This is a genomic window from Chryseobacterium sp. A301, assembly GCF_054489425.1.
Window position 1 is genome coordinate 258,436 of sequence record NZ_JBTMWY010000003.1, and the last position, 22,103, is coordinate 280,538.

General features: G+C 40.8%; 15 protein-coding genes and 1 tRNA gene. 2 read left to right on the top strand and 14 right to left on the bottom strand.

Annotated features, from left to right (window positions below; translation table 11 throughout):
- Window positions 1–23 precede the first annotated feature (23 nt).
- From ACX3PU_RS07130 to ACX3PU_RS07170, 9 genes are all read right to left on the bottom strand, one after another.
- The gene (locus ACX3PU_RS07130; RefSeq protein WP_459084274.1) at window positions 24–338 is read right to left on the bottom strand and encodes an RNA recognition motif domain-containing protein; all 315 of its coding nucleotides are present in this window, start codon (window positions 336–338) and stop codon (window positions 24–26) included.
- A 152-nt stretch (window positions 339–490) separates the two neighbouring features.
- Window positions 491–2,059, bottom strand: a complete 1,569-nt coding sequence (locus ACX3PU_RS07135) for a glycoside hydrolase family 10 protein (protein WP_459084275.1) — start codon at window positions 2,057–2,059, stop codon at window positions 491–493.
- A 165-nt stretch (window positions 2,060–2,224) separates the two neighbouring features.
- Complete coding sequence (typA, locus tag ACX3PU_RS07140) at window positions 2,225–4,027, bottom strand: translational GTPase TypA (RefSeq protein ID WP_459084276.1); 1,803 nt, start codon at window positions 4,025–4,027, stop codon at window positions 2,225–2,227.
- Between the two features lie 234 nt (window positions 4,028–4,261).
- Window positions 4,262–4,948 carry a DedA family protein gene (locus tag ACX3PU_RS07145; RefSeq protein ID WP_459084277.1) on the bottom strand — a complete coding sequence of 229 codons (687 nt, stop codon included), beginning with the start codon at window positions 4,946–4,948 and terminating at the stop codon, window positions 4,262–4,264.
- Window positions 4,949–5,194: 246 nt separating this feature from the next.
- Window positions 5,195–6,121 carry an NAD-dependent epimerase/dehydratase family protein gene (locus ACX3PU_RS07150; protein WP_459084278.1) on the bottom strand — a complete coding sequence of 309 codons (927 nt, stop codon included), beginning with the start codon at window positions 6,119–6,121 and terminating at the stop codon, window positions 5,195–5,197.
- 67 nt (window positions 6,122–6,188) lie between these two features.
- Window positions 6,189–6,812: a Crp/Fnr family transcriptional regulator gene (locus ACX3PU_RS07155; RefSeq protein WP_459084279.1), complete on the bottom strand. Its 624-nt coding sequence runs from the start codon at window positions 6,810–6,812 to the stop codon at window positions 6,189–6,191.
- Between the two features lie 95 nt (window positions 6,813–6,907).
- Window positions 6,908–6,979 (bottom strand) — tRNA-Arg (locus tag ACX3PU_RS07160).
- A gap of 17 nt (window positions 6,980–6,996) precedes the next feature.
- Window positions 6,997–8,781, bottom strand: a complete 1,785-nt coding sequence (locus tag ACX3PU_RS07165; RefSeq protein WP_459084280.1) for a TonB-dependent receptor — start codon at window positions 8,779–8,781, stop codon at window positions 6,997–6,999.
- A 53-nt stretch (window positions 8,782–8,834) separates the two neighbouring features.
- Window positions 8,835–11,795 (bottom strand): tetratricopeptide repeat protein, encoded by a 2,961-nt coding sequence (locus tag ACX3PU_RS07170; RefSeq protein WP_459084281.1) that lies wholly within the window; start codon window positions 11,793–11,795, stop codon window positions 8,835–8,837.
- A 245-nt stretch (window positions 11,796–12,040) separates the two neighbouring features.
- Between ACX3PU_RS07170 and ACX3PU_RS07175 the strand changes: the two genes are divergently transcribed.
- Entirely contained in the window at window positions 12,041–13,726 is a 1,686-nt protein-coding gene (locus ACX3PU_RS07175; protein WP_459084282.1) for an amino acid permease, read from the top strand.
- Between the two features lie 325 nt (window positions 13,727–14,051).
- Here the strand turns inward: ACX3PU_RS07175 and ACX3PU_RS07180 are convergent, their stop codons facing one another.
- The 4 genes from ACX3PU_RS07180 to ACX3PU_RS07195 all read right to left on the bottom strand — a co-directional run bounded on the left by ACX3PU_RS07180 (window position 14,052) and on the right by ACX3PU_RS07195 (window position 20,266).
- On the bottom strand, window positions 14,052–14,972 hold the full coding sequence (locus ACX3PU_RS07180; RefSeq protein ID WP_459084283.1) for an SPFH domain-containing protein: 921 nt from the start codon (window positions 14,970–14,972) through the stop codon (window positions 14,052–14,054).
- A gap of 62 nt (window positions 14,973–15,034) precedes the next feature.
- A complete protein-coding gene (gene dgt / locus ACX3PU_RS07185; RefSeq protein ID WP_459084284.1) occupies window positions 15,035–16,390 on the bottom strand; it encodes a dGTP triphosphohydrolase in 1,356 nt (451 codons plus the stop codon).
- A 70-nt stretch (window positions 16,391–16,460) separates the two neighbouring features.
- A complete protein-coding gene (gene gcvP, locus ACX3PU_RS07190) occupies window positions 16,461–19,316 on the bottom strand; it encodes an aminomethyl-transferring glycine dehydrogenase (RefSeq protein WP_459084286.1) in 2,856 nt (951 codons plus the stop codon).
- Window positions 19,317–19,630: 314 nt separating this feature from the next.
- A complete protein-coding gene (locus ACX3PU_RS07195; RefSeq protein WP_459084287.1) occupies window positions 19,631–20,266 on the bottom strand; it encodes a J domain-containing protein in 636 nt (211 codons plus the stop codon).
- A gap of 80 nt (window positions 20,267–20,346) precedes the next feature.
- Between ACX3PU_RS07195 and ACX3PU_RS07200 the strand changes: the two genes are divergently transcribed.
- Complete coding sequence (locus tag ACX3PU_RS07200) at window positions 20,347–21,408, top strand: hypothetical protein (protein WP_459084288.1); 1,062 nt, start codon at window positions 20,347–20,349, stop codon at window positions 21,406–21,408.
- Window positions 21,409–21,451: 43 nt separating this feature from the next.
- Here ACX3PU_RS07200 and ACX3PU_RS07205 read toward each other — a convergent pair whose 3' ends face one another.
- Complete coding sequence (locus ACX3PU_RS07205; protein ID WP_459084289.1) at window positions 21,452–21,868, bottom strand: SRPBCC domain-containing protein; 417 nt, start codon at window positions 21,866–21,868, stop codon at window positions 21,452–21,454.
- Window positions 21,869–22,103: the final 235 nt, after the last annotated feature.

Here is a 22,103-nt window from a genome sequence, read left to right on the forward strand (position 1 = left end):
CTTTCTTATAAGTTACTAGTGAATTACCAGTCTCTTCTTCTGTCTCCTCCACCTCTGTTGTAGCCACCGCCACCACCGAAGCCTCTTGGCTTTTGCTCTTTTGGTCTAGCTTCTGAGATGTTAAGTACTTTTTCTTTGAATTCTCTCTGGTTAAGTTCCTCGATAGCCTTCAACGCTTCTTCGTTTTCTGGCATTTCAACGAATCCAAATCCACGGCTTCTTCCCGTTTCTCTGTCCATGATAATCTTTGCAGAGTCCACTGTTCCGTAGTTTTCGAAAAGTGATTGTAACTCAGACTCAACTGTGTTGTAGTTAAGATTTGAAATAAAAATGTTCATAATAAAAAAAATAAATAGTGTTGATTAATTAAGTGGAAACCAACAAACGGACGTATGAACATTGATTGAATTTCTCATTAAATAATTTGCTGCAAGATACAATTAAAATTCAATTGATGAAATTTTATTTTAATTTATTAATTACCTGCTAATCAGTACATTTGAAGAACATACGGGGAGAGATTACCCAATCGATCGACCGATTTAAGAGCAACAGCGTGTAATTTTTCGCCAGAACGATTCAAATTAAGCACTTTTTCTTTTGCATCCCTTTCTAGAATTTCATACTCCCACTCTTTTCCATATTGAGTATAAAGAACCCATTGGGAAATGGATTCTCCCGGATTTGTATTCCAAGTCAGCTTTACGCTTATACCTCCATTAAGAGTACTTTCAATTAAGGGCCTTGACAGTTTATCCGAAGGGATCCATGGCGAGACAGGAACCAAAGCAGGTTGTCGATAGGCACTTTGAATCGCAGAATACATCTCTCCATTCTTTAACAGGCCATCCACACTGTAATGAATTTCTCCTGCATCTTTCCCCATGATTTGACGTATGGTACTCATCTGCCCTCTAATCTCAGTAGGCTTGTCGTCCACTCCTTTGATTCCAATGGTATTGAGTCCTGGCCACAAATGCCTCTTTTGGGTATTCTCAGCCTCCCACCAACTAAGTAACGCACTAAAGCGCTGTGGACCTTCCTCTTTCCAATACAGTTGAGGGGAAAAATAATCAACCCATCCTTGGTTTAACCAAAGTTTTGCGTCTGCATAAAGTTCGTCGTATTGACTTGTTCCACTAATACCCACAGGATAACCTGGTTTCCAAATTCCAAACGGACTGATACCAAATTTGACCCAAGCTTTTTCTTCCTTTATCTCCTGATAAATTCTTTTAATAAATTTATTTACGTTCGCACGTCTCCAATCCGGTTTGCTTAAAGTTCCACCTGACTCCGTATAGGAAGCGTATAGTTTTTGATCGGGAAAGTCCCTACCTCCATTGTATTCTCTGTACGGATAGAAATAATCGTCTATATGGACCGCATCTAGGTCGTATCTTTCCACTAAATCCCGAATCACTTTGGCCGTATGGTCTTGGACTGTGGGATCTGAAGGATCCATCCAGTACATGCCATTGCGAAGTCGATACGTGACTTTATTCATGGTGCTTGCAATGCTTTTGGAATTTAATTTCCCACCCGTCGTATGATGAGCTCTGTAGGGGTTAAGCCAAACATGCAGCTCCATTCCTCGTTTGTGCGATTCTTCTATCCAAAACTCTAAAGGATCGTAAAAAGGACTTGGGGCCTTCCCAATCTCTCCGGTAAGAAAATAGGACCACGGTTCAAGATCACTCTTATAAAAAGCATCAGCCGAAGGTCGAGCTTGAAAAACCACAGCATTGAAATTCGCTTCCTTTAAACGGTCTAGAATTTCAAGAGCTTCTGTCTTTTGCTGCGCAACCGATAAATTGTTTTTGGACGGCCAATTAATATTTGCCACCGTGGCAATCCAGGCCGCTCTAAACTCGCGCTTTACTTCCGGTAGAACCACTTGGGGAACTTTCTTTGGTTTAGGCTCTTGCGGCTTTATTTCTTTCTTTACAATTTCTTTTTTTACAGGAGGTTGTTTGGGGTCCTTTTGAGTCGCACAGCCTATTAAGAAAAAAGCGCTTACAACTACAAAAAACCACAATTTAGGGGAGAAATTCTTCATGAGGCAAAAATAATAGAAAAACGGACTTCTGCGCCTATTTTAACACACTTTAAACATTTGGATTCAAAAGATGTAGCCATCGTGCTTGTTCTTACCCTGAGACAAAAAAAGAATCGTCCCGAAATTTCATTCGGGACGATTTCTATCTTTGATTGAATAGCTTTCTTATTTCGCCATTCTATCGTTTCTTTTTCTTTCTTCTTCAGAAAGTACTTTCTTTCTCATACGAATGAAATTCGGTGTCACCTCAATCGCTTCGTCCGACTGAATATACTCCATGCATTCCTCTAAGGAGAGTAGAATTTTTGGGGCAATATTTCCGTCTTTGTCTTTTCCTGAAGCACGCATGTTGTTCAACTGCTTCCCTTCTACAATATTCACCACAAGATCACCGGGTTTGTTTTGTTCCCCCACGATCATTCCCATGTAAACTTCTTCGCCTGGATCCACAAAGAAACGTCCACGGTCTTGAAGTTTTTCAATTGAATACGCAGTACAAGGTCCTTGGTTTTTGGAAACAAGCACTCCGTTTCCTCTTCCTGCAATCGCTCCTTTGAAGGGTTTATATTCTGCAAAACGGTGAGCCATGATGGCTTCTCCTGCAGTTGCTGTAAGCATTTGTGATCTTAGTCCGATTAATCCTCTAGAAGGGATTTCGAATTCTAAGTGTTGCATCTCACCTTTCGTCTCCATGATATGAAGATCTCCTTTACGTTGAGTGGCAAGGTCAATCACACGGCTTGCATATTCTTCCGGAACGTCAACCACCATACTTTCATAAGGCTCGCATTTCACTCCGTCAATTTCTTTTAAAATTACTTGAGGCTGACCAATGGTCATCTCATAGCCTTCACGTCTCATCGTTTCGATAAGCACAGAAAGGTGCAAAATACCTCTACCAAAAACAAGGAATGTATTCGCATCGTCCGTCTGTTGAACTTTTAAGGCAAGGTTTTTCTCAAGCTCTTTTTCCAACCTTTCTTTAAGGTGGTTGGAAGTTACATACTTCCCGTCTTTCCCGAAGAATGGGGAATTGTTAATAGAGAACGTCATGTTTAGAGTCGGTTCATCGATCGTCAACCTAGCCATTGGCTCTGGGTTTTCAAGATCTACGAATGTATCTCCAATTTGGAAAGCATCAAAACCAACAATTGCGCAGATATCTCCCGCATAAACTTCGGTTACCTTCTTCTTTCCTAGACCTTCAAAAACATAAAGTTCTTTTACCTTTCCTTTGATTATTTTTCCGCCTTCTTGCGCAAGACCAATCCACATGCCTTCTTTGATGACTCCTCTTGCAATCTTACCAATGGCGATACGCCCTAAGAAAGAAGAAAAGTCAAGTGAAGTTACTTGCATTTGCACACTACCTTCCTCTGTTTTTGGCTCCGGTACATACTGAAGGATTCCATCAAGTAGGGGAAGAATTGTATCTCCTGGCGTAAGACTGGTGTTAAACCATCCTTGTTTTGAAGAACCGTAAAAGGTTGGAAAATCTAACTGCTCCTCCGTCGCTCCTAAATTGAAGAACAAATCGAATACATTGTCGTGAACTTCTTCAGGACGACAATTGTCTTTATCCACTTTATTAATAACCACAATCGGTTTTAGTCCAAGTTCTAATGCCTTTTGAAGTACAAAACGAGTTTGGGGCATGGGCCCTTCAAATGCGTCTACCAAAAGAACCACACCGTCTGCCATTTTAAGTACTCTTTCTACCTCTCCACCAAAATCGGCGTGACCAGGGGTATCAATTACATTGATCTTTGTGTCTTTGTAAGTAACAGAAATGTTTTTAGAAAGAATCGTGATTCCACGCTCCCTTTCCAAATCATTGTTATCCATGATTAGCTCACCAGACTCTTGGTTTTCCCTAAATACACTGGTCGCATGGATGATCTTATCAACCAGAGTAGTTTTACCGTGGTCAACGTGTGCGATAATCGCAATATTTCTAATGTTTTGCATATTCATTTTTTGACGCCACAAAAGTAAGGAATCTTAATCAATTTGATAAAAAAAACTTAAAAAAATAATTTTTCCTTAATATTAAAATCTTAACCTTAAGGTTTCAGAACAAAAATCTTCGAAAACATAACTATTTTTCAGCCTTTCCGAATATCGAGGCAATAGTTTCCAAACTGCTATGGGTAGGCATTGTATGCAAAAAGACCAGAATTAAAATCTAGTCCTTGCATTTTTTTATTGAACTTCTGACTTTTTTTTCAGAAACTTCATATTAATATACTCCCAAACCATCGGAAGTAGTGAGAGTCCAATAATCCCAAAGATCACCACCTCAAAGTTTTGTTGTACAAAAGGAATGTTCCCGAAAAAGTACCCCATCAGCGTTAGTCCGACCACCCAAACAAAGCCACCGATTATATTATACCGAATAAATGTAGAATAATGCATAGATCCAATACCGGCCACAAAGGGAGCAAAGGTTCTTACAATGGGAACAAACCGCGCAATAATAATCGTTTTAGGTCCGTTCTTCTCATAAAACTCTTGCGTTTGTTCAATGTATTTAGGATTTACCACGGGTTTTCCTTTTACTTTCCAATTAAGCATCTTAAGACCCAATTTTTCACCTAGTAAATAATTGCAGGTATCGCCAAGAATGGCGGCGACGAGTAAAATAAAAAGTACGAGCCATAAGTTCAAACTTGCAGTTTCCCCTGTAGCGCCGATTACACCTGCACAAAAAGTACCGGCTGCAAACAACAAAGAATCCCCTGGCAAAAAGGGCATCACAACAAGGCCCGTCTCCACAAAAATGATAAGGAATAAAATAAGATAAATCCAGACCCCATACTCAATAATCATAGTGAAGAGATGCTGGTCTAAATTTAGAAAGAAGTCTAAAACCGTTTGTATAAATTCCATAGCCTTGTTATTACAAGTGCAAAAATACTGATTCGTTTGCCTATCTTGCTATAATATTATAATCTTTAATGAAATTTAACTTTTAATTGAAGGTTGAGAGGATGGAATTTGATGTCTTTTCACTTCAATAGCCGAAGCTCAAGCAAACCGTTATCCTATATTTAATAGTGAACGGTCGACATCCCTCGATGTAAGTAATACCTTACAAGAGTTCAAATTGCCGTATGATGGCCTAAAGTTTCAAGATTACAATATCCTTTCCAGTGTCTGAGTTATACCCTCCTGGTACTTTGTCGGAGTAAAGGCAAAGGCCGTACAGAATTTGTCGCTGTCGAAGAAGTAATCCTGATCATTTTGATACTGCATTTCCTTCAGCTCACGTATGGATCTGTCAAACAACCCGCCCAGAGATAGCACAAAAGGAGTTAGAACTCGGTAAGAGGCTCTGCGTTTTTTGATACCGTATGCCAATGCCATAAGTTGATGTCCGGTCAACCGTTCTGAGGAAGTAGGCAGGTGCCAGATCTGCCCGTAAGCACTCTCCGTATTGCCTAGCATGGCAGTGGCCCTAGCAGCGTCAGGTATGTAAGTAAACGAATGGACTTTATGCGAATCGGACTGCCAACTTGCCTTTTTGCCTTTTGCCACCGCATTTAGAACCAATATATTTAATAGGCCATTCTTGGATTCTGGCCCGTAGAAATCGGCGCTTCTGGCGATTAGTGCACTAAGGTTTCTATTCGCCACCGCTTCCATGATATGCCGAGCCACTTCCATCCGTACAGTTCCCTTCTTAGAGGGTGGTACCACAAGGCTATTTTCGGTCATATTTGGAACTGCATTTTTATCGTACATGTATACGTTGTCGAAAAACACCAGTTTAGTCCCCATTTTCACACAAGCATTGACTACATTTTGGATGATTAGGGGCCAATCTCTTCTCCATACTCGGCTATCGTACTTCAGCCCTACAACCAAATAGGCGACTTTCGCGCCAGCCAGTACTTCCTCCACAGCATCCGCATCTCTTAGATCTGCAGAAACTACCTCATCGTCAAGGTTTACCTGCTCTGGATTCCGGGAGACTAATCTAACCTTTTCTGTATACTTTTTTAATTCTTTCGCAAGTAGTTTACCTATACTTCCTCCTGCGCCTAATACAACCTGTACCATAACTCTTCTCTATTTTTGTTTACCTTACAAAAATAGAGAGAAGCAATCTCAAAAATGATGATTTGGGTTAAGACTTTGGAGATGTCAAGATCCGCTTTCTGATCCTGCTCAGGCTTTCTGGCGCGACACCTAAGTATTCAGCTACATAACGTTGGGGTACCCGTTGCAAGAGTTGTGGTCGTTCTTGGAGCAATTCACCCAGCTGTTCTTCGGGTGATAGGGATATCAAGGATTGAATGCGTCTTATATTAACCATGGCTGTTTTTTCGACAAGAGAATTAAAAAACACAGTGACAGATGGAGAATTTGATAAATATCGGGTCAAGTCTTGACAGCTTACCACAAGGCATTCGGTCGGTTCTAGCGCAATAATGTTAGTTGTTGAAAGAGTCTTATTGGCAAAACTCTCAAGATCCGTCACAAATTCACCCTCAAAAGTAAAATTGCACGTCTTTACGGTACCTTTCTCGTTAGTGAAAAACTGCCGTAAACCTCCTTTCTGGACAAGAAATACCTCATGGGAGACTTTACCCGCACTTAGTAATAAGGTATTCTTTTTATACTTTTCCACTCTGAAAATCGAATAGAATCTCTCTGCCTCTTCCCTAGGAATAGTAGCGTAAGAACTGAGAGTCCGAATAAATTGATCCATATACAAATGTACAATAAAAATGGGGGGAACTTGTGCCATACCCTTTGACCTTCCTAGCCACTGAATTTAACACGACTGTTTTTGGAGATTTCGGGGTTAGACATAAGAAAACCCCCTTATATAGGGGGTTTAAGTAGGCCCATGAGGAATCGAACCTCAACCTAAAGAACCGGAATCTTTAATTCTATCCATTAAACTATGGGCCCCGAAAAACCAACCGCTATTAGAATGTGATTTTCACACCTCCTACCACTTGGGCGCCCAGAACTTTATATCCTTTAAAGGTTTCGTACTTACTGCTAAGAAGATTATTTCCGAGCGCAAAAATACTGAAATTTTTATGAATTTTGTATTCTGCCGATAGATTTAAATCTCCATAGCCTTTCACCTTATCGTTAGTATTTTCAGTGGAACTTAGAACCGTAGAACCTGGAACGTCCGGATTAAGCACAGGGGAGATATTAAACGAGTTTGTGGTTCTTTGAGAAGCAAAAATTCCTTTAAAACCTAGGTGCAGTTTTTTATCCAGCATGGTGTACTGTGCTCCTATGGAGGTTTTCACCAAAGGCTTATTGTAAACCTCACTGTAGTTGTCTAAATCATAACTTTCATAGTTCACCTCAGCATCAAGTGCTAAGTTCGCAAGTGGAAAATAGGAAACACTTGCGTTTACTGTACTAAGTGTACCGCTATCATACAAAGCCGAGAACGTATTGGCATAGTTGTATGCGCTACGATTAAGCGTGTCGTTTGAGTCAAAAATAGAATTTGCTCCAAAGAACATTAGATCATTTACTTTCCCAAATCCCCCATTTAAATCGTATTTAAATTGTTGATCAAGATCTCCTTTCAAACCAAAATAAAAATGGTATTTCGTTTCGGTCGGTTTGACTAATTGGTCCGAGACCAGGAATGGATTTTCACTAAGCATCTCACTATACGAGTTCAGCTCTAGTCCCCCGTCAACTCCTGCATAAAATTTAAATTCTGGACTTGCAGCGAGTAGAAGTTCTGCTTTGGGAAACCAATAGGTCTCGTTCGAAGTTTCTCTTGCTACAGCCATTTGATTGTTATATTTAGAGCTGAGGAAAGAAAACCCAGAACCTACTCTTAAGTAGGATTCTCCTTTTCGAAAAGTCACCTCTGGACTTAATTCAAAATTCAAAAATTGGCTATGGTTTTGGTTGAGAAGCGAAAACTCAGAATTCAAGGACTCAAGTCCTACCCCTAGGTCTGCATTCATCACGAGATCACTAATGGGCAAACTAACTCCATGCTTGGAGAGATTGGTAGCGAGGGAAACTTGCGATTCTTTCGCATCAAAATGATCGGAAAGAAAAGAAGATTTCACTCTTACATCGTTTAAAATTTCATTCGAATAGAAGTCATAGTACCCATTCACTTTAAATTCCGTCACTTTTTGTTGAAGGTCTACCGAACTGGCCGGTTCCATTGCATAAATTCCGTACAAATTGTAATCATCAAGCGCAAAATTGGCATTGATGTTTAATTTTCCTTTTTCTCCGTAGGAGTTCAAATACGCTCCTACGCTTGCCGCACTTTGTTTAGAACTCCAAGCATAGTCCTTTTTGAGCCCACCTGTGGATAAAAAGTGTAGATCCGCACCTAGTTCCAAATTGTCTTCAATTTTCGTGGAGAGGGCTCCATCGGCTAAAAATTTAGAATAATTGCCATATCCTACCCGGAAATAATTGGCCTGTTTATCCGCCTGAAAGTCTGGAGCAATGTCGGATCCCGCAATGGTCGAGGTTTGAAAATCCGAAGAAGCGGGCACGTTCGTGATATCGTACTTTACCGGAACCGCTGATTTTTCTTCAGGGGGATAATTTTTAATGGTTTCAACCGATGTTTTCTTTTTCTCGATCTTCTTCACCTCTGGCTCACGTTTTTTCTCTAGGACCAAACGCTCTTCTTGAATTTGAGCAAAGACTGATACAGAGCTAACAAAAAGCCCGAGTACTATTAGTTTATGAGTGTATTTATTCATTTTAAAAGTAAATCCGTTATGCGATTGTAATTTCCTAATTCAAGGCAAATTCTCTATTTAATTTGTTTTTTGGTCTCTTTCGCCTCAGCCACAACGTCTGGGAAATCCTTATAGTTGGCAATAATTTGATCCAGTGTGTAACTTGCTTGGTAGTTATCCTTTAAACCGATGTAATTTTTAGCCATAACCACGAGGGCTTTTGCCCCCCAATACTCTTCGGATGCATAATTATTGGCTAGCTTAAAGATCGTTTCATTGGAGGACTTGTAGCTTTTCTCCTTGTTCTGATAGTATGCTTTTGCATAAAGAGCCTCAGCGGCCACACTCGCATTTGACGAGCGCTCTAAAGAGGCATAAGCCGATTTGGCCTGTCCGTCTTTTCCACTCTGAAGTTGCGCTCTAGCACTAATTACTTTTGCACTTTCTAGTACGGAGGCCGAGTTTTTCGTGTTTTGAAGCACAAGGGCTGCGTAGGTTTGCGCTTTTGAAAGGTCGTTTTGTTTTGCATACAAATTCATAAGTTGCACATTCGCAAAATCCTTCAAATTCACATTAGACGATTTCGCTAGAGCCTCTAAGTAAATCTTCGCCTCCTGCGTATTGCCTTGTGCTAAATAAATTTGAGCAATTCTAGTTTGAGCCTCCCCTTGGTAATCGTTTTGAACCTCAGCTACCTCTTGCAGAACCACAAGGGATTTGGCCTCCTGGCCAGAGCGATAGAAACTATCGCCTAATTCAAATTGCGCTTGGTAACGTGGCGCACCGGAAGGGTTTTTGGTTAAATAACTTTCATAAAGCGGAATGGCTTTCTTATAGTCTTTCTGGCTATAGAATCCGCGCGCAGAGCCAAGGGTTGCATCGTCAAGATCAGAGGCATTTAAATTGACTCCAATCATACGAGCAAAATTCTGGTATCCTTCCACATCTCCTTTTTCAATAAAGAGAGGTCTAGACACCAAAACAATTTTATCTGCGTACGAGGTATCTTTGTATCGCTCTGCTAGGGATTTTAATCGATTGAGGGCCTCTGCATCTTTTCCTTGATCCATCTCGTTTTGCGCAAGATAGATAGAAGCATTCGCTACCAAATCAGGATCTGCACTTTGTTTAATCACCCGATTGAAAAATTCATTTGATTTTCCAAACTCCTCATTTGAAGCATGGGCCACTGCAATTTCGTAAAGTGCATCGTCCGCGTAATCAGAATCAGGATAGGTAGACGTAAGAGAACTTAGGGCCGCAATTTTCCCGACCGAGTCTCCTTTAAATCCAAGTGCCATTCCCTTTTGAAACAGGGTATAATCATTTGCATTGGTCGTCTTATCGTACAGCGCAATCGCTTCGTTTAATTGATTGTTTGCATAGTAGGTGTCTGCTAGTCTTAGTTCCGCATCGTTTTTAAAGGCCTCGCTTGGATCCTTTAAGTAATTTTTAAAATGCTCTTGCGCTTTTTCAAAGTTCCCAGATTTAAAATAAGCATATCCAAGGTCATACTCTAATTGCGATTTTTCGGGAAAACTCTCGGAAGCTAAACTTTCAAAACGAACAATCGCCGAGGGATAATTTCCTTTTTGGTAATAGGTTTGTGCGAGCCAGTACAATGCTCGATTTCTAAATTCAGGATTTAGATGAAATTCTAAGCTTCGTAGAAAATAAGCCTCCGCCTGGTCTAAATTCCCCTTGTTAAATTCTTCGGTTCCTAACATATAGGAAACTTCCTGGTCTACTTTATCAATTTCAGGTGTCGAGTTCGGAAGTTTGTCGATTGCGGATAGGGTTTCTTTAAAACTTCCGGAATAGAGGTAGGACTTGACAAGTAATTTCTCCATTTCAACGGTACTTGCATCCTGAGGATACAAATCAATATAGTTCTGAATTACTTTGGGTGGCGCCTCAAAAGGGTTTCCCAAATCGTAACTTAATTTTGCGTATTGCTCATGGGAGAGCTTTTGTACCTTGGGATCGTAAGTCATTTGGTAGGCAGAACGAAAAGCAGAAAGTGCTTCTTTCTTCGCTTCGGTTTGCAAATACGCGTTTCCTAATTGATAGTAGGCATTTTGAGCCAACGCAGAATTAGAGTTAATCAGGCGATTGTAATAGCTTACGGCCTCCTGGTAACGTCCGGCCTCAGCGCTTACAAAACCCATCTCGTACAAATCACTCTCCGAGGGATTGCCTTGAGAATCAAGGTAGATCTTTAAATGAGGATAAGCCTCAGCATACTCCCCCTTCATGAAATAACTTTCTCCAATTATTTTATGCACTTCCATTTTATAAGATTCCGATATACTAGAATCTAAAAGAGAGCGTCCCTCCTCAATGGCCTGGTCGTATTGTTTGTTATTGAAATAAAGCTGAACATAATAAGGTCTTACGAGGGATCCTAACTGAGGATCTTCTTTAATGGAATCAAAATAATGGAATGCATTTTCATTTTGATTTTCCGAATAATACAGATGCCCTAGCATGTAGGCAACTTGACCTCTGGTCTCCCCTGGCGATTGAGCATAGACTTCTTCTAATGCTTCTAAGGCCCCAGCGGTGTCACCCGTCATAAACTTGGCGTACCCTAGTTTTAATATATACTCTGCGTTTTCCTCCTTGGAGAGTTGATACTGATTCACCTTTTGCAGGGTTTCCAGTGCAGTGGCAAAGTCCTTTTGTGCCAGATAATAATCGGCTAGAGGCAAATTGGCCTGCGCAAAATAAGCTGAATTTGGGTACTCTTTCATAAAAGCTTCTAGCCCCTTCTCTGCGTAGCTCTTCTCTAACATAACACCAATCACGTTGTCAAAGAATTGAGAAGCCTCTTTTTGACTTCGGCTTAGCTGCTGGTTATAAAAATACTGCCTTGCATATTCAAACTGAGAGGCATTGTAGATTTTAGTCTGATACAGATTTTCAGCCAAATCATAGCGGTACTGTTCTTTTGGTGTATAGTATTGCGACTGTTGTGCATAGGCAATGCCTGAAAAAACAACTGCCGCAGAAAGAATAATTTTATTGGTACCCATTGTATTTTGAAAGAAAGTTAATAACATTTAATCAACGAAATTATCGAAAACTTATTGTATATACAACTTTTTAACTTATTGTTAAGATGTGGATAACTGAATCACTTTCAATACATATGCGAGCTTTTAATTGCGGCTTACCAAATCAGCAATAAAGATTGATTTATAAAAAGAAAATAAAGGAAACGCCTATTTTACATTTCGAAAAAAACAATTTTACTTACATTTGCTTTTTAAACTAAACTATGAGTCAACTTTTCAGAAGAAAAAAATACAACCCAGAAGACAAGAGTACCAACCTAAATCGAGTCCTGGGCATGTGGGACATTGTCTTTTTTGGTTTAGCTGCCATTATTGGTGCAGGAAGTTTTAGCAGTTTAGGGGAAGCCATCTTTCGCGGAGGACCTGGTGTCATCACTCTTTATGTCATCTGTGGAATTGCTTGTGCATTCACAGCCCTCTCCTATGCGGAGTTCGCGAGCCGGATTCCTACCGCAGGAAGTGCCTACACCTACGCTTATGCTAGTTTCGGAGAACTGATTGCTTGGATCATTGGTTGGGCCCTAATCATGGAATATTCTTTTGGAAATATCTACGTTGCCTTTTCTTGGAGTGATTACTTTACGAGTTTTTTAGAAAGCATTGGTATCTACTTTCCTGACTACCTTGCCACCTCTTATCCTGAGGCCATGAAAGCGGTGGAGAGAGGCTCTGAACATGCAGGTTTACTGAACGCATGGAATTCAGCACCCGAATTTTTTGGTTTCAAATTTATTGTGGACATTCCAGCTATCGTGATTAATATATTGATTACAGCCCTTGTCTACATTGGAATTAAAGAAAGTAAGAATTTCAACAATTTACTAGTGATCTTAAAACTAGCGGTGATTGTACTTATTATTGCAGTAGGTGTTACCTTTATCAATACGGACAATTGGACCCCTATAGATTCGCAAGGAGTTTCCAATTTTATGCCGAATGGGTTCACGGGCGTAATGGCCGCTGTGTCAGGAGTCTTCTTCGCTTACATTGGATTTGATGCCCTTAGTGTACTATCGGAAGAAACCAAGAACCCGCAAAAAAACTTACCTAGGGGGATGATTATTTCGCTCGTGGCAAGTACCTTGGTTTATATCGCCCTGACATTAATTCTCACCGGAATGGTGGATTACCGCAAGTTCGAAGGAGTAGGCGATCCGCTCTCCTTTATCTTTGCACCTCAAAATGCGAACATACCTTGGATGGAATTCACAGTCGCCATTACCGCCATTATTGCCATAACTGCCGTATTATTAGTATTCCAAATGGGACAACCTAGAATATGGTATGCCATGAGTAGAGACGGGCTTTTGCCAAAGAGTTTTGCTACCATTCACCCGAAATACAAAACCCCTTCTTTTGCTACGATTGCAACCGGAATTGCGGTTGGGGTACCCATTCTTTTCACCGATAAATCCTTCATTTTAGATTTTACTAGTATTGGAACCATTTTCGCTTTCATTTTAGTCAACGGAGGGATTTTACTGATGCCGAGAAAGGAAAAAATCAAAGGCAGATTTCATTTGCCATTTGTCAGTTCTAATTACATCTTTACTCCTTTATTTGTAGTATGTGTACTTGGCTTTTATTACTGGCAACCTCAATTTTTCCATAATTTACTCAACTGGAGCGATCCAATCGATGGAGAATTCAATATGTCTCTATGCATATTCCTTGTGGTAACTTCCGTACTTGCCGTTCTCTCTATTGTAAAAGAACTCAATCTAATCCCCTTGCTAGGGCTTACTTCTTGTCTTTATCTACTTACGGGGATGACCCATGACAATTGGTTCTGGTTTGCGATTTGGTTCGCTATCGGGCTTATTATCTATTTCTGTTTCGGAATGAAAAACAGCAAGCTTGAGAAAGAAATGAATGGGGATTTGAAATAGCATTCAAACACCAAAAAAAAGACCACAAAGGAAAGAACATTGCACTTTGTGGTCTTTTTCTTTAGGATTGTATGGGATCCATCCTACCTATGACACGTAAGAGTAGGCGTCCTAAAGACGTCTCACTTTCTTCAAACCCTACGATACCCCTGCTCTTTCTGTTTCTATCTAAAGATTGGCACTCTGGAACCTACGATGTCCTTATCCGCTAAATGTTTTCCCATTTTAGCAACAAGAATCCAAATTCTTCTCCTCTATCAAAAAGCCGTCTCGATGTTCAATCGAGACGGCCTGTTGCAAATTTGCTTACGGGTGAAATTCCGAATTACTTTTTCGCTTCTGGGTAAGGAGCTTTGTCTAGATCCGAAAACTGCTGCGTCGCAGCCATTGAAACGACTAAATCGTTTAGCATGTTGCTTGCCGCCGTTGGGGAATTCGGTAGTAAAACCAAATTGCTTCGGTTGTTAGAACCTACTGAGTTTAGCGTGTCGTAATGCTGGGTTACCACAATCAGTGCCGAAGCTTCTGCGGCATTAATATTCACATTGTTCAACATCTCCACGGATTCTTTTAAACCTTTGGCGATTTCACGTCTTTGGTCTGCAATCCCTTGCCCTTGAAGTTTCTTGCTTTCCGCTTCTGCTTTTGCAACGGCTACAATACGAATTCTCTGTGCTTCGGATTCGTATTCAGCGGCTGTTTTTTCTCTTTCTGCTGCATTGATACGGTTCATCGCATGTTTAACCTGTTCGTCAGGGTCGATGTCCGTCACTAGAGCTTTGATGATATCGTATCCATAGCTTTGCATCGCTTCTTGCAATTCGCTTTTCACTGCAATGGCCACGTCGTCTTTTCGAACGAATACATCGTCTAGTTTCATTTTCGGCACTTCTGCTCTCACTACGTCAAATACGTAGGAGGTAATCTGTCCTTCTGGGTATTCAAGTTTATAGAAGGAATCCGCTACTTGTTCTTTAATCACTTGGTATTGTACGGATACTTTCATTTTCACAAATACGTTGTCTAAAGTCTTGGTATCGATAATGACATCAAGCTGTTGGATCCGAAGACTGACTCGTCTTGAAATTTGATCAATCATTGGGATTTTCAAATGAAAACCTGCATGACGCACGCTTTGTAGTTTTCCAAAACGTTCGACAATCGCGGCGGTTTGTTGCTTCACAATGAAGAAAGAAGCAAACAAAATTAACAGGGCAATAAACCCTAGAATTCCAAGTATAGGCATAGTTAAATTATTTTATTTTTTATTAAAATCGGTGTTTAAAGATAGGTAAATTCTATGAAATTCTAAACACTCATTCCAATTTCTATCCCTTTAATTTTCCGGTACAGATCCGTTGCGAAATTATCGGTCATTCCGGAAATGAAATCCACCACCCCTAGGACTTTTTGATAATCACTTCCCTCTTCGTATAAAAATTGAGTAGGCAGTAGTTCGATCGCTTTTTTCTCATAGGATTTGCGCTCCTGTCGGGTTTTAAGAATGGGAGGAACAAAATGATCTAAGAGTTCATACATGACATTGTAGCCCGCATTCTCGATCTCCACCACGGAGCGATGTCCATATATTTTTTCAATGGAGAAGGATTCAATTTCTTGAAAGGCCTTGTTCTCCTTTTTGTACGTGTCCATTAGCGCCATGCTGAGGTTACCCTCTAAAATCGGTTCAAAATGATTTTTGTAATTCTGAATGGCTTTGTTGATAAGCGCATTAATGACCTTGGCTCTTAAATACGAAATTCGTTCATTGTCGTTCGAGAGAACTTGCAGTTTGGCCTCGACTCGAAGGGTATTGGGATTCTCGGAACGGATCAACTCCATAAAGAGTCCTTCAATGTCACTTGTGGATACGATTTTCAATCGGTGAGCGTCCTCCATATCAATGATATTATAGCAAATGTCATCGGCTGCTTCCACAAGCCATACAAAGGGATGACGTTTGTAAACAAGCGGATCCCTACTTTGCTGGGGAAGACTCACACTTAAAGCGATTTGCTCAAAAGTTTCTTTTTCATTTTGAAAAAATCCAAATTTCTTCTGATGCAAACTTCCCTTCGCTTTCCCTAAGGATTCACAAGGATATTTTGCAATGGATGCTAAGGTCGTGTGCGTTAATTGCGTCCCTCCTTTGTCCTTTCCGGTTTGCTGGTGGGTAAGAACCCGCATCGCATTTGCATTGCCTTCAAAGTTTACAAAATCCCCCCATTCTTCAGGCGTAAACCTTTGCTTTAAACAGGACTCGTTTCGTTGGAAATAACTCGCAATGGCATCTTCGCCGGAATGCCCAAAGGCAGGGTTCCCCACATCGTGGCAAAGACAGGCTGCGCTCACGACTTGACTTAAATTGTGAAGGTAGAAGTCCTTGGCATTCAAGTTTAGATCCTTTGCATACCGATCGACGATAAATTCTCCTGCCATGGCTCCTAAACTTCTCCCTACTGTGGAGACCTCAAGGGAATGGGTTAATCGATTGTGTACAAACACACTACCGGGCAATGGGAAAACTTGAGTCTTATTTTGTAAACGACGAAAAGCAGAGGAGAATATGATCCGATCGTAATCTCGTTGAAAATCGTTTCGATTCCCCGGAAGCCCACCTTGGTTCCCGGTTCGTTGATGGCTGTAGATTTGGTTTAATCGCATACTCCAAAAATAAGAATTCCTGGAGGTTAATCCAGGAATTCTTTTAAAAACATTCGAATATGGGTAGGTTTTACATATAAGCTTCTATGGGCTCACAAGTACAAATTAAATTCCGGTCCCCATACGCTTCGTCCACTCGAGAGACCGTGGCAAAGAACTTGTGGTCTCGTACCCAATCCAATGGATAGGCAGCTTTTTCACGGCTGTAGGGGCGATCCCATGCATCCGAAATTACCACCTGCTCCGTATGCGGTGCATTTTTAAGTACGTTGTTTTCTTTGTCCGCTTCTCCGCTAGCAATTTCTTCAATTTCGGATTTAATGGCAATTAAAGCTTCCGCGAAACGGTCAATTTCGGCTTTGCTTTCCGATTCCGTAGGTTCAATCATAAGAGTTCCGGCTACGGGGAATGATACAGTAGGAGCATGGAAACCAAAATCCATAAGTCGTTTTGCAATGTCTGCTACTTCGATGCCTAGCGGCTTGTATTGTCTAAAATCTACAATGCATTCATGGGCGACGCGGCCTTTATCGTTTTGGTAAAGGATCGGATAATGCTCGGCAAGAACTTCTTTCAAGTAGTTTGCATTTAAAATAGCATATTGCGTAGAAAGCTCTAGACCTTTGGTTCCTAACATCTTAATGTACGCATAGGATATATTAAGTACCAAGGAAGAACCGTAAGGAGCTGCAGAAATTCCTTTGAGCGCCTGACTTCCCCCTGTTCTTACATTCGCATTGGTCGGTAAAAAAGGAGCAAGGTGCTTCGCTACACAAATAGGTCCTACCCCTGGGCCACCGCCTCCGTGTGGAATGGCGAAGGTTTTGTGTAGGTTTAAATGGCATACATCCGCCCCAATATGACCTGGGCTAGTAAATCCTACTTGCGCATTCATGTTGGCTCCATCCATATAAACTTGTCCTCCATTGTCATGGATAATTTGGATAATCTCTTTGATGTTTTCATCAAAGAATCCATAAGTCGATGGGTAGGTAATCATGGCCGCTGCAAGATTTTCTTTATGCAGTTCTGCCTTCGCTTTTAAATCTTCGCTATCGATTTCACCATTTTCTAAGTTTTTCACCACGACCACTTTCATTCCGGCTAAAACAGCAGAAGCAGGATTGGTCCCGTGCGCCGATTGTGGAATTAGTGCAATATGGCGGTGGGAATCTCCTCTTGAAATGTGGTACGCTCTAATGACCATTAGTCCAGAGTACTCTCCTTGCGCTCCTGAATTTGGCTGTAGAGAGGTCGCCGCAAATCCTGTGATTTCAGAAAGGTCTTTTTCAAGTTCTGCAATCATTTCTTGGTATCCTTGGGCCTGTTCTACTGGAACGAAGGGATGAATATTCCCCCATTCTCCCCAAGAAAGCGGAAGCATTTGAGTAGCAGCATTTAATTTCATGGTGCACGATCCAAGAGATATCATGGAATGTGTCAGCGATAAATCCTTTCTTTCTAGACGCTTAATATAGCGCATGAGTTCTGTTTCGGTATGGTAGGAGTTAAACACTTCTTCCGAGAGAATCGCGTCAGTTCTAAGTAGGTCTGCAGGGATTGTATAATCGGATTTCAACACCAATTCAAAGGCCTGTTTTCCCTTAAACTGAGCAAAAGCTTCCACCAAATTATTTAGCTTGGCTAAGGTGGTTCCTTCGTTCAGTGACATACTTACAATTCCCGGGGTGAAATAATTCAAATTGATTTTGCGCTCCGTCATGCGAAGTTTCAATTGGGCTTTTTCGTCCTCAGAAAGTGTAATTTTTACAGTATCAAATACAGGTTCTTCTTCTACGTCGTATCCTAAAACCTGCAAAGCATTGGAAAGCGCATTGGTTTTAAAATGAATTTGATCCGCAATAAAGCCTAAACCTTTTGGACCGTGGTACACCGCATACATTCCCGCCATCACAGCTAGGAGTACTTGCGCGGTGCAAATATTAGAAGTAGCTCTTTCTCTTTTAATGTGCTGCTCTCGGGTTTGGAGCGCCATACGAAGTGCTCTATTTCCCTGTGCATCTTGGGAGACTCCAATGATACGACCTGGAATCACACGTTTATAGTCCTCTTTACAAGCGAAAAAGGCAGCATGGGGACCCCCATACCCCATCGGAATCCCAAATCTCTGAGAAGTTCCTACGGTGCAATCGGCTCCCATGGTCGCGGGTGATTTTAATTTCACAAGCGCTAGCGGGTCACAAGCCACAGCGACTTGAAGGTCTAGTTCTTTATATCGAGTAATATCGTTAGTATAATCAAGTACAATCCCGTTTTTCCCTGGGTATTGTAAGAGCACACCAAAATAAGTTTCGTCTAGCTCATGCGAAGCATGATCTCCTACGACGAGTTCAATTTCAAGACCTTCCGCTTTTGTAGAAAGAACGGCAAGGGTTTGAGGTAGAACCAAGTCAGAGACAAGAAATTTATTCGCTCCTTTTTTTTGAGCTTTGGTACGACTCTCAAAAAACATGTGCATCGCTTCCGCGGCTGCAGTCGACTCATCTAGTAGAGATGCGTTCGCAAGCTCAAAGCCCGTAAGACTGCACACCACGGTTTGGTAATTTAAAAGGGCTTCCAATCTTCCTTGTGCGATCTCGGCTTGGTACGGAGTATAGGCCGTATACCAAGAAGGATTTTCAAATACATTTCTTTTCACAGCAGAAGGTAAAAGCGTATCGTGATACCCAAAACCAATGTAATTGGCAAAATCACTATTCTTCATGGCTAGTTGTTTCGAATGCTCAAGCATCTCGTATTCACTTAAGGCCGGTGTGATATTAAGGGGACTCTGCAAACGAATGGAATCGGGAATGGTTTGAGAGACTAAAGTCTCCAGATCCGATGCTCCAATGCGCTCCAACATGGCTTTTTGGTCAGCCTCATTGATGGAAATGTGGCGGTTCACAAACTCGTGTGTATTCATACTATATCAGATTTTATTGATTCAAAAATGGAATGGTAAAAATACAATAATTTGGCGGTTGTAGCAACCTACTCCTAAGCACTCAAGTTTCAAAAAGCTTTAAATTTATTTGGAATTATTCTAAATAAAGATATATATTTGCAAAATGAATTCTAGCATTGCTTTTCGAATCGCGCCCTTAGCCCCTGCACGCAGTAATGCAGAGGCGATGCATTGTGGAAAAAAGAAGTGTTGTAAAAAATTCAAAAAGGGCAAACGATGCAAGAAATGCCCCGGTCGATTAAAAATGGCCTAACGCTCATACGACGGATTTCTTAGCGAAATAAGTAGAGCGCAAGTAGCGCTAATAAGACAAGCAAAACCAGCCATCCCACCTGCCCTCTTATCCTACTTTGTCTTTTCTCTTGCAATTCCCCTTGTTTTTTGCTTTTCTCATTAAAAGGAACCTCCTTTTGCGAAACATGAGTTTTATCATATATGGTGATTCCTTGCACGACCGATTTACGCAGAAGCGTGTTTTGAGCATGGAGTAAAATCTGATATTGCCCTTGATCAAATTCAGGCAATTCGATAGTTTTCTCTCCAAAAGACTTTACCAGACCAAAGGGGACTATCTTGACTACGTCCGCATGCAAGGTATTCCATTTCAAGATAACCTCTTCTCCTTTTTCTCCCTGTAGCTTATTGACCGTAAAGGATTTAATGACGGGTGGCAAAGGACTTCTAGGACTTCTATCATCGGCCTCCAAACAAGAATCATAAATAGAGCGAGACTCCGGATCCGAAAGGATTTCGTAGGCCTCCTTCAAATCCGTAAATCGCCGATTGAAAAAGGGATCTTCCGAATTTTTATCAGGATGGTATTTATGGGAAAGCTTACGGTACGCCGATTTGATTTCTTCCAGAGTAGATTTCGAGTCGATGCCGAGAAAGTAATAGTAATTTTTCAAGTTCAGTATTCTATAGGCAAAAATAGCAATTGTAATTCTTTTTCCTTACTTTTAAGTTCTAAACTTAAAAGTAGGCACGAATGGAAAACGGCGCAGACATCAAAATCTCCAAAAAAAAGCCCTCATACCTTCTTAGTGAGCCTTTCCTACATTACTTAAAACGATTTGATCGGGTTGCAAAATTAAGCGTCCAATACGAAGACCTTCTGCGTTACACTGAACACTTTCCTATTACCGATCAGGAAGGCAATGACACCCTTTGGGAAGGCGTTATGTACCCTTACCATGAAATGATAGAACTGCATGCAGGTTTAGTTGAAATTTATCAGCGTCTGCGTTCCGATGGAAATCAAGAGGCAAAATCCCATCTAAAAGTGGACAGTATTGACTATTGTACTTTTGGAAACTCCCACCCGTTTCGAATCAAGATCAAAAACTCCCATAACGACATTCACGACTATTTTTATGTCAAAAAAGCAGACGCCTCCCGCGTCTATGGACTTGAACTAGAGTATCTACTCTCTCCCAATCGTATCGACTTTCTTGTCTACCGCGATACACTCATTGAAGAGCATGTCTCAGGGATCCCTGGCGATGTTTTTCTAAACAAGTGGATGGATGAAAACCAAAACAAAAAACGAATCGCAAAAGAATTTGTAAAATTTAATGAGCGCTGCTTTTTAAGACTTCTTGGCGACCAAAGATCTTACAATTTTGTGATGGTTCTCACGCCTGACTTTGATGAAATTAAATACAGAATTCGAAGCATTGACTTTGACCAACAAAGCTACGAAGGACGCTCGAATGTATACAAACCCCAATTTTTTAAGGAAAACTTCCCTTATGTTAAACTTGTGATGGACAACATTGAGACCTCTTCCATCAAACAGTACCAACACGAAGAGCGCTCTTTAATGGCAAAACGCATGATTGTAGCCAAAAAGAGAATCTCGACCTTGCTTCGCATCATGCGGAAAGAAGCTCTCTCTAGCGAGGAAAAAATCCAGACACTAAAAAACGAAATTTACGCCGAATTAAGAGATCCGGCGCTGCTGCAGTGCAAAACGATGGGGGGATATTGTAGCCGCTATTTTGAATCATACTGTGCGGAACTACGAGAAAACTTCCTCGCTACTCTCTAAATTCTAGTGGGTCAAAATAGAAAGGCAAGGGACTAGAAATCTCTTATTTGAGATTCTCAACATATTTTTCAAAATTACTTAAGACCACGTCCCAAAAACGCTTCTGAGTTTGGTGAGTATTTTTGGTTTCTGGTTCAAATACCATACTAAATTTCGTGGCATCTTGGTCGATGGCCTGGAAATTAAATTCTACTTCACGACCGTCTGTGAGAACAATAGAGATATGTTCTCGGGGAACAAACGTTTTAATCGTGCCGGTAAAATCATATCCCGAACCTTGGTCTTTGGTGCTCATTACATAGCGAAAAGTCCCTCCTTCTCTTAACTCGTTGACCGCGCTTTCACATCTCTGGCTCTGAATCACAAAAAACCACTTTACGACATGCTTAGGATCCGAAAAAGAATCCCAAACCTTTTCTACGGGAGCCAGCAGCATCACCTCAGAATTGATTGTTTCCATACGTTAATTTTTGATAAAGATAAGTAAAATAAATAGTGCTAGTCAAACGCTCGATTCTAAAATTAAAAAAAAAGGACCCTTTTCGCACCCTTAAATTTGTATTTCCCCACACAAAAACCATGGATTCCTTATTCTTACTGGATTCTTTAAAGTGTATAATAAAATTTTTCCCTTTCATCACACAAAAAAAGTGCACTTGAGTAAAGTGCACTTTTTTTTAAAGAACTAGTTTCTC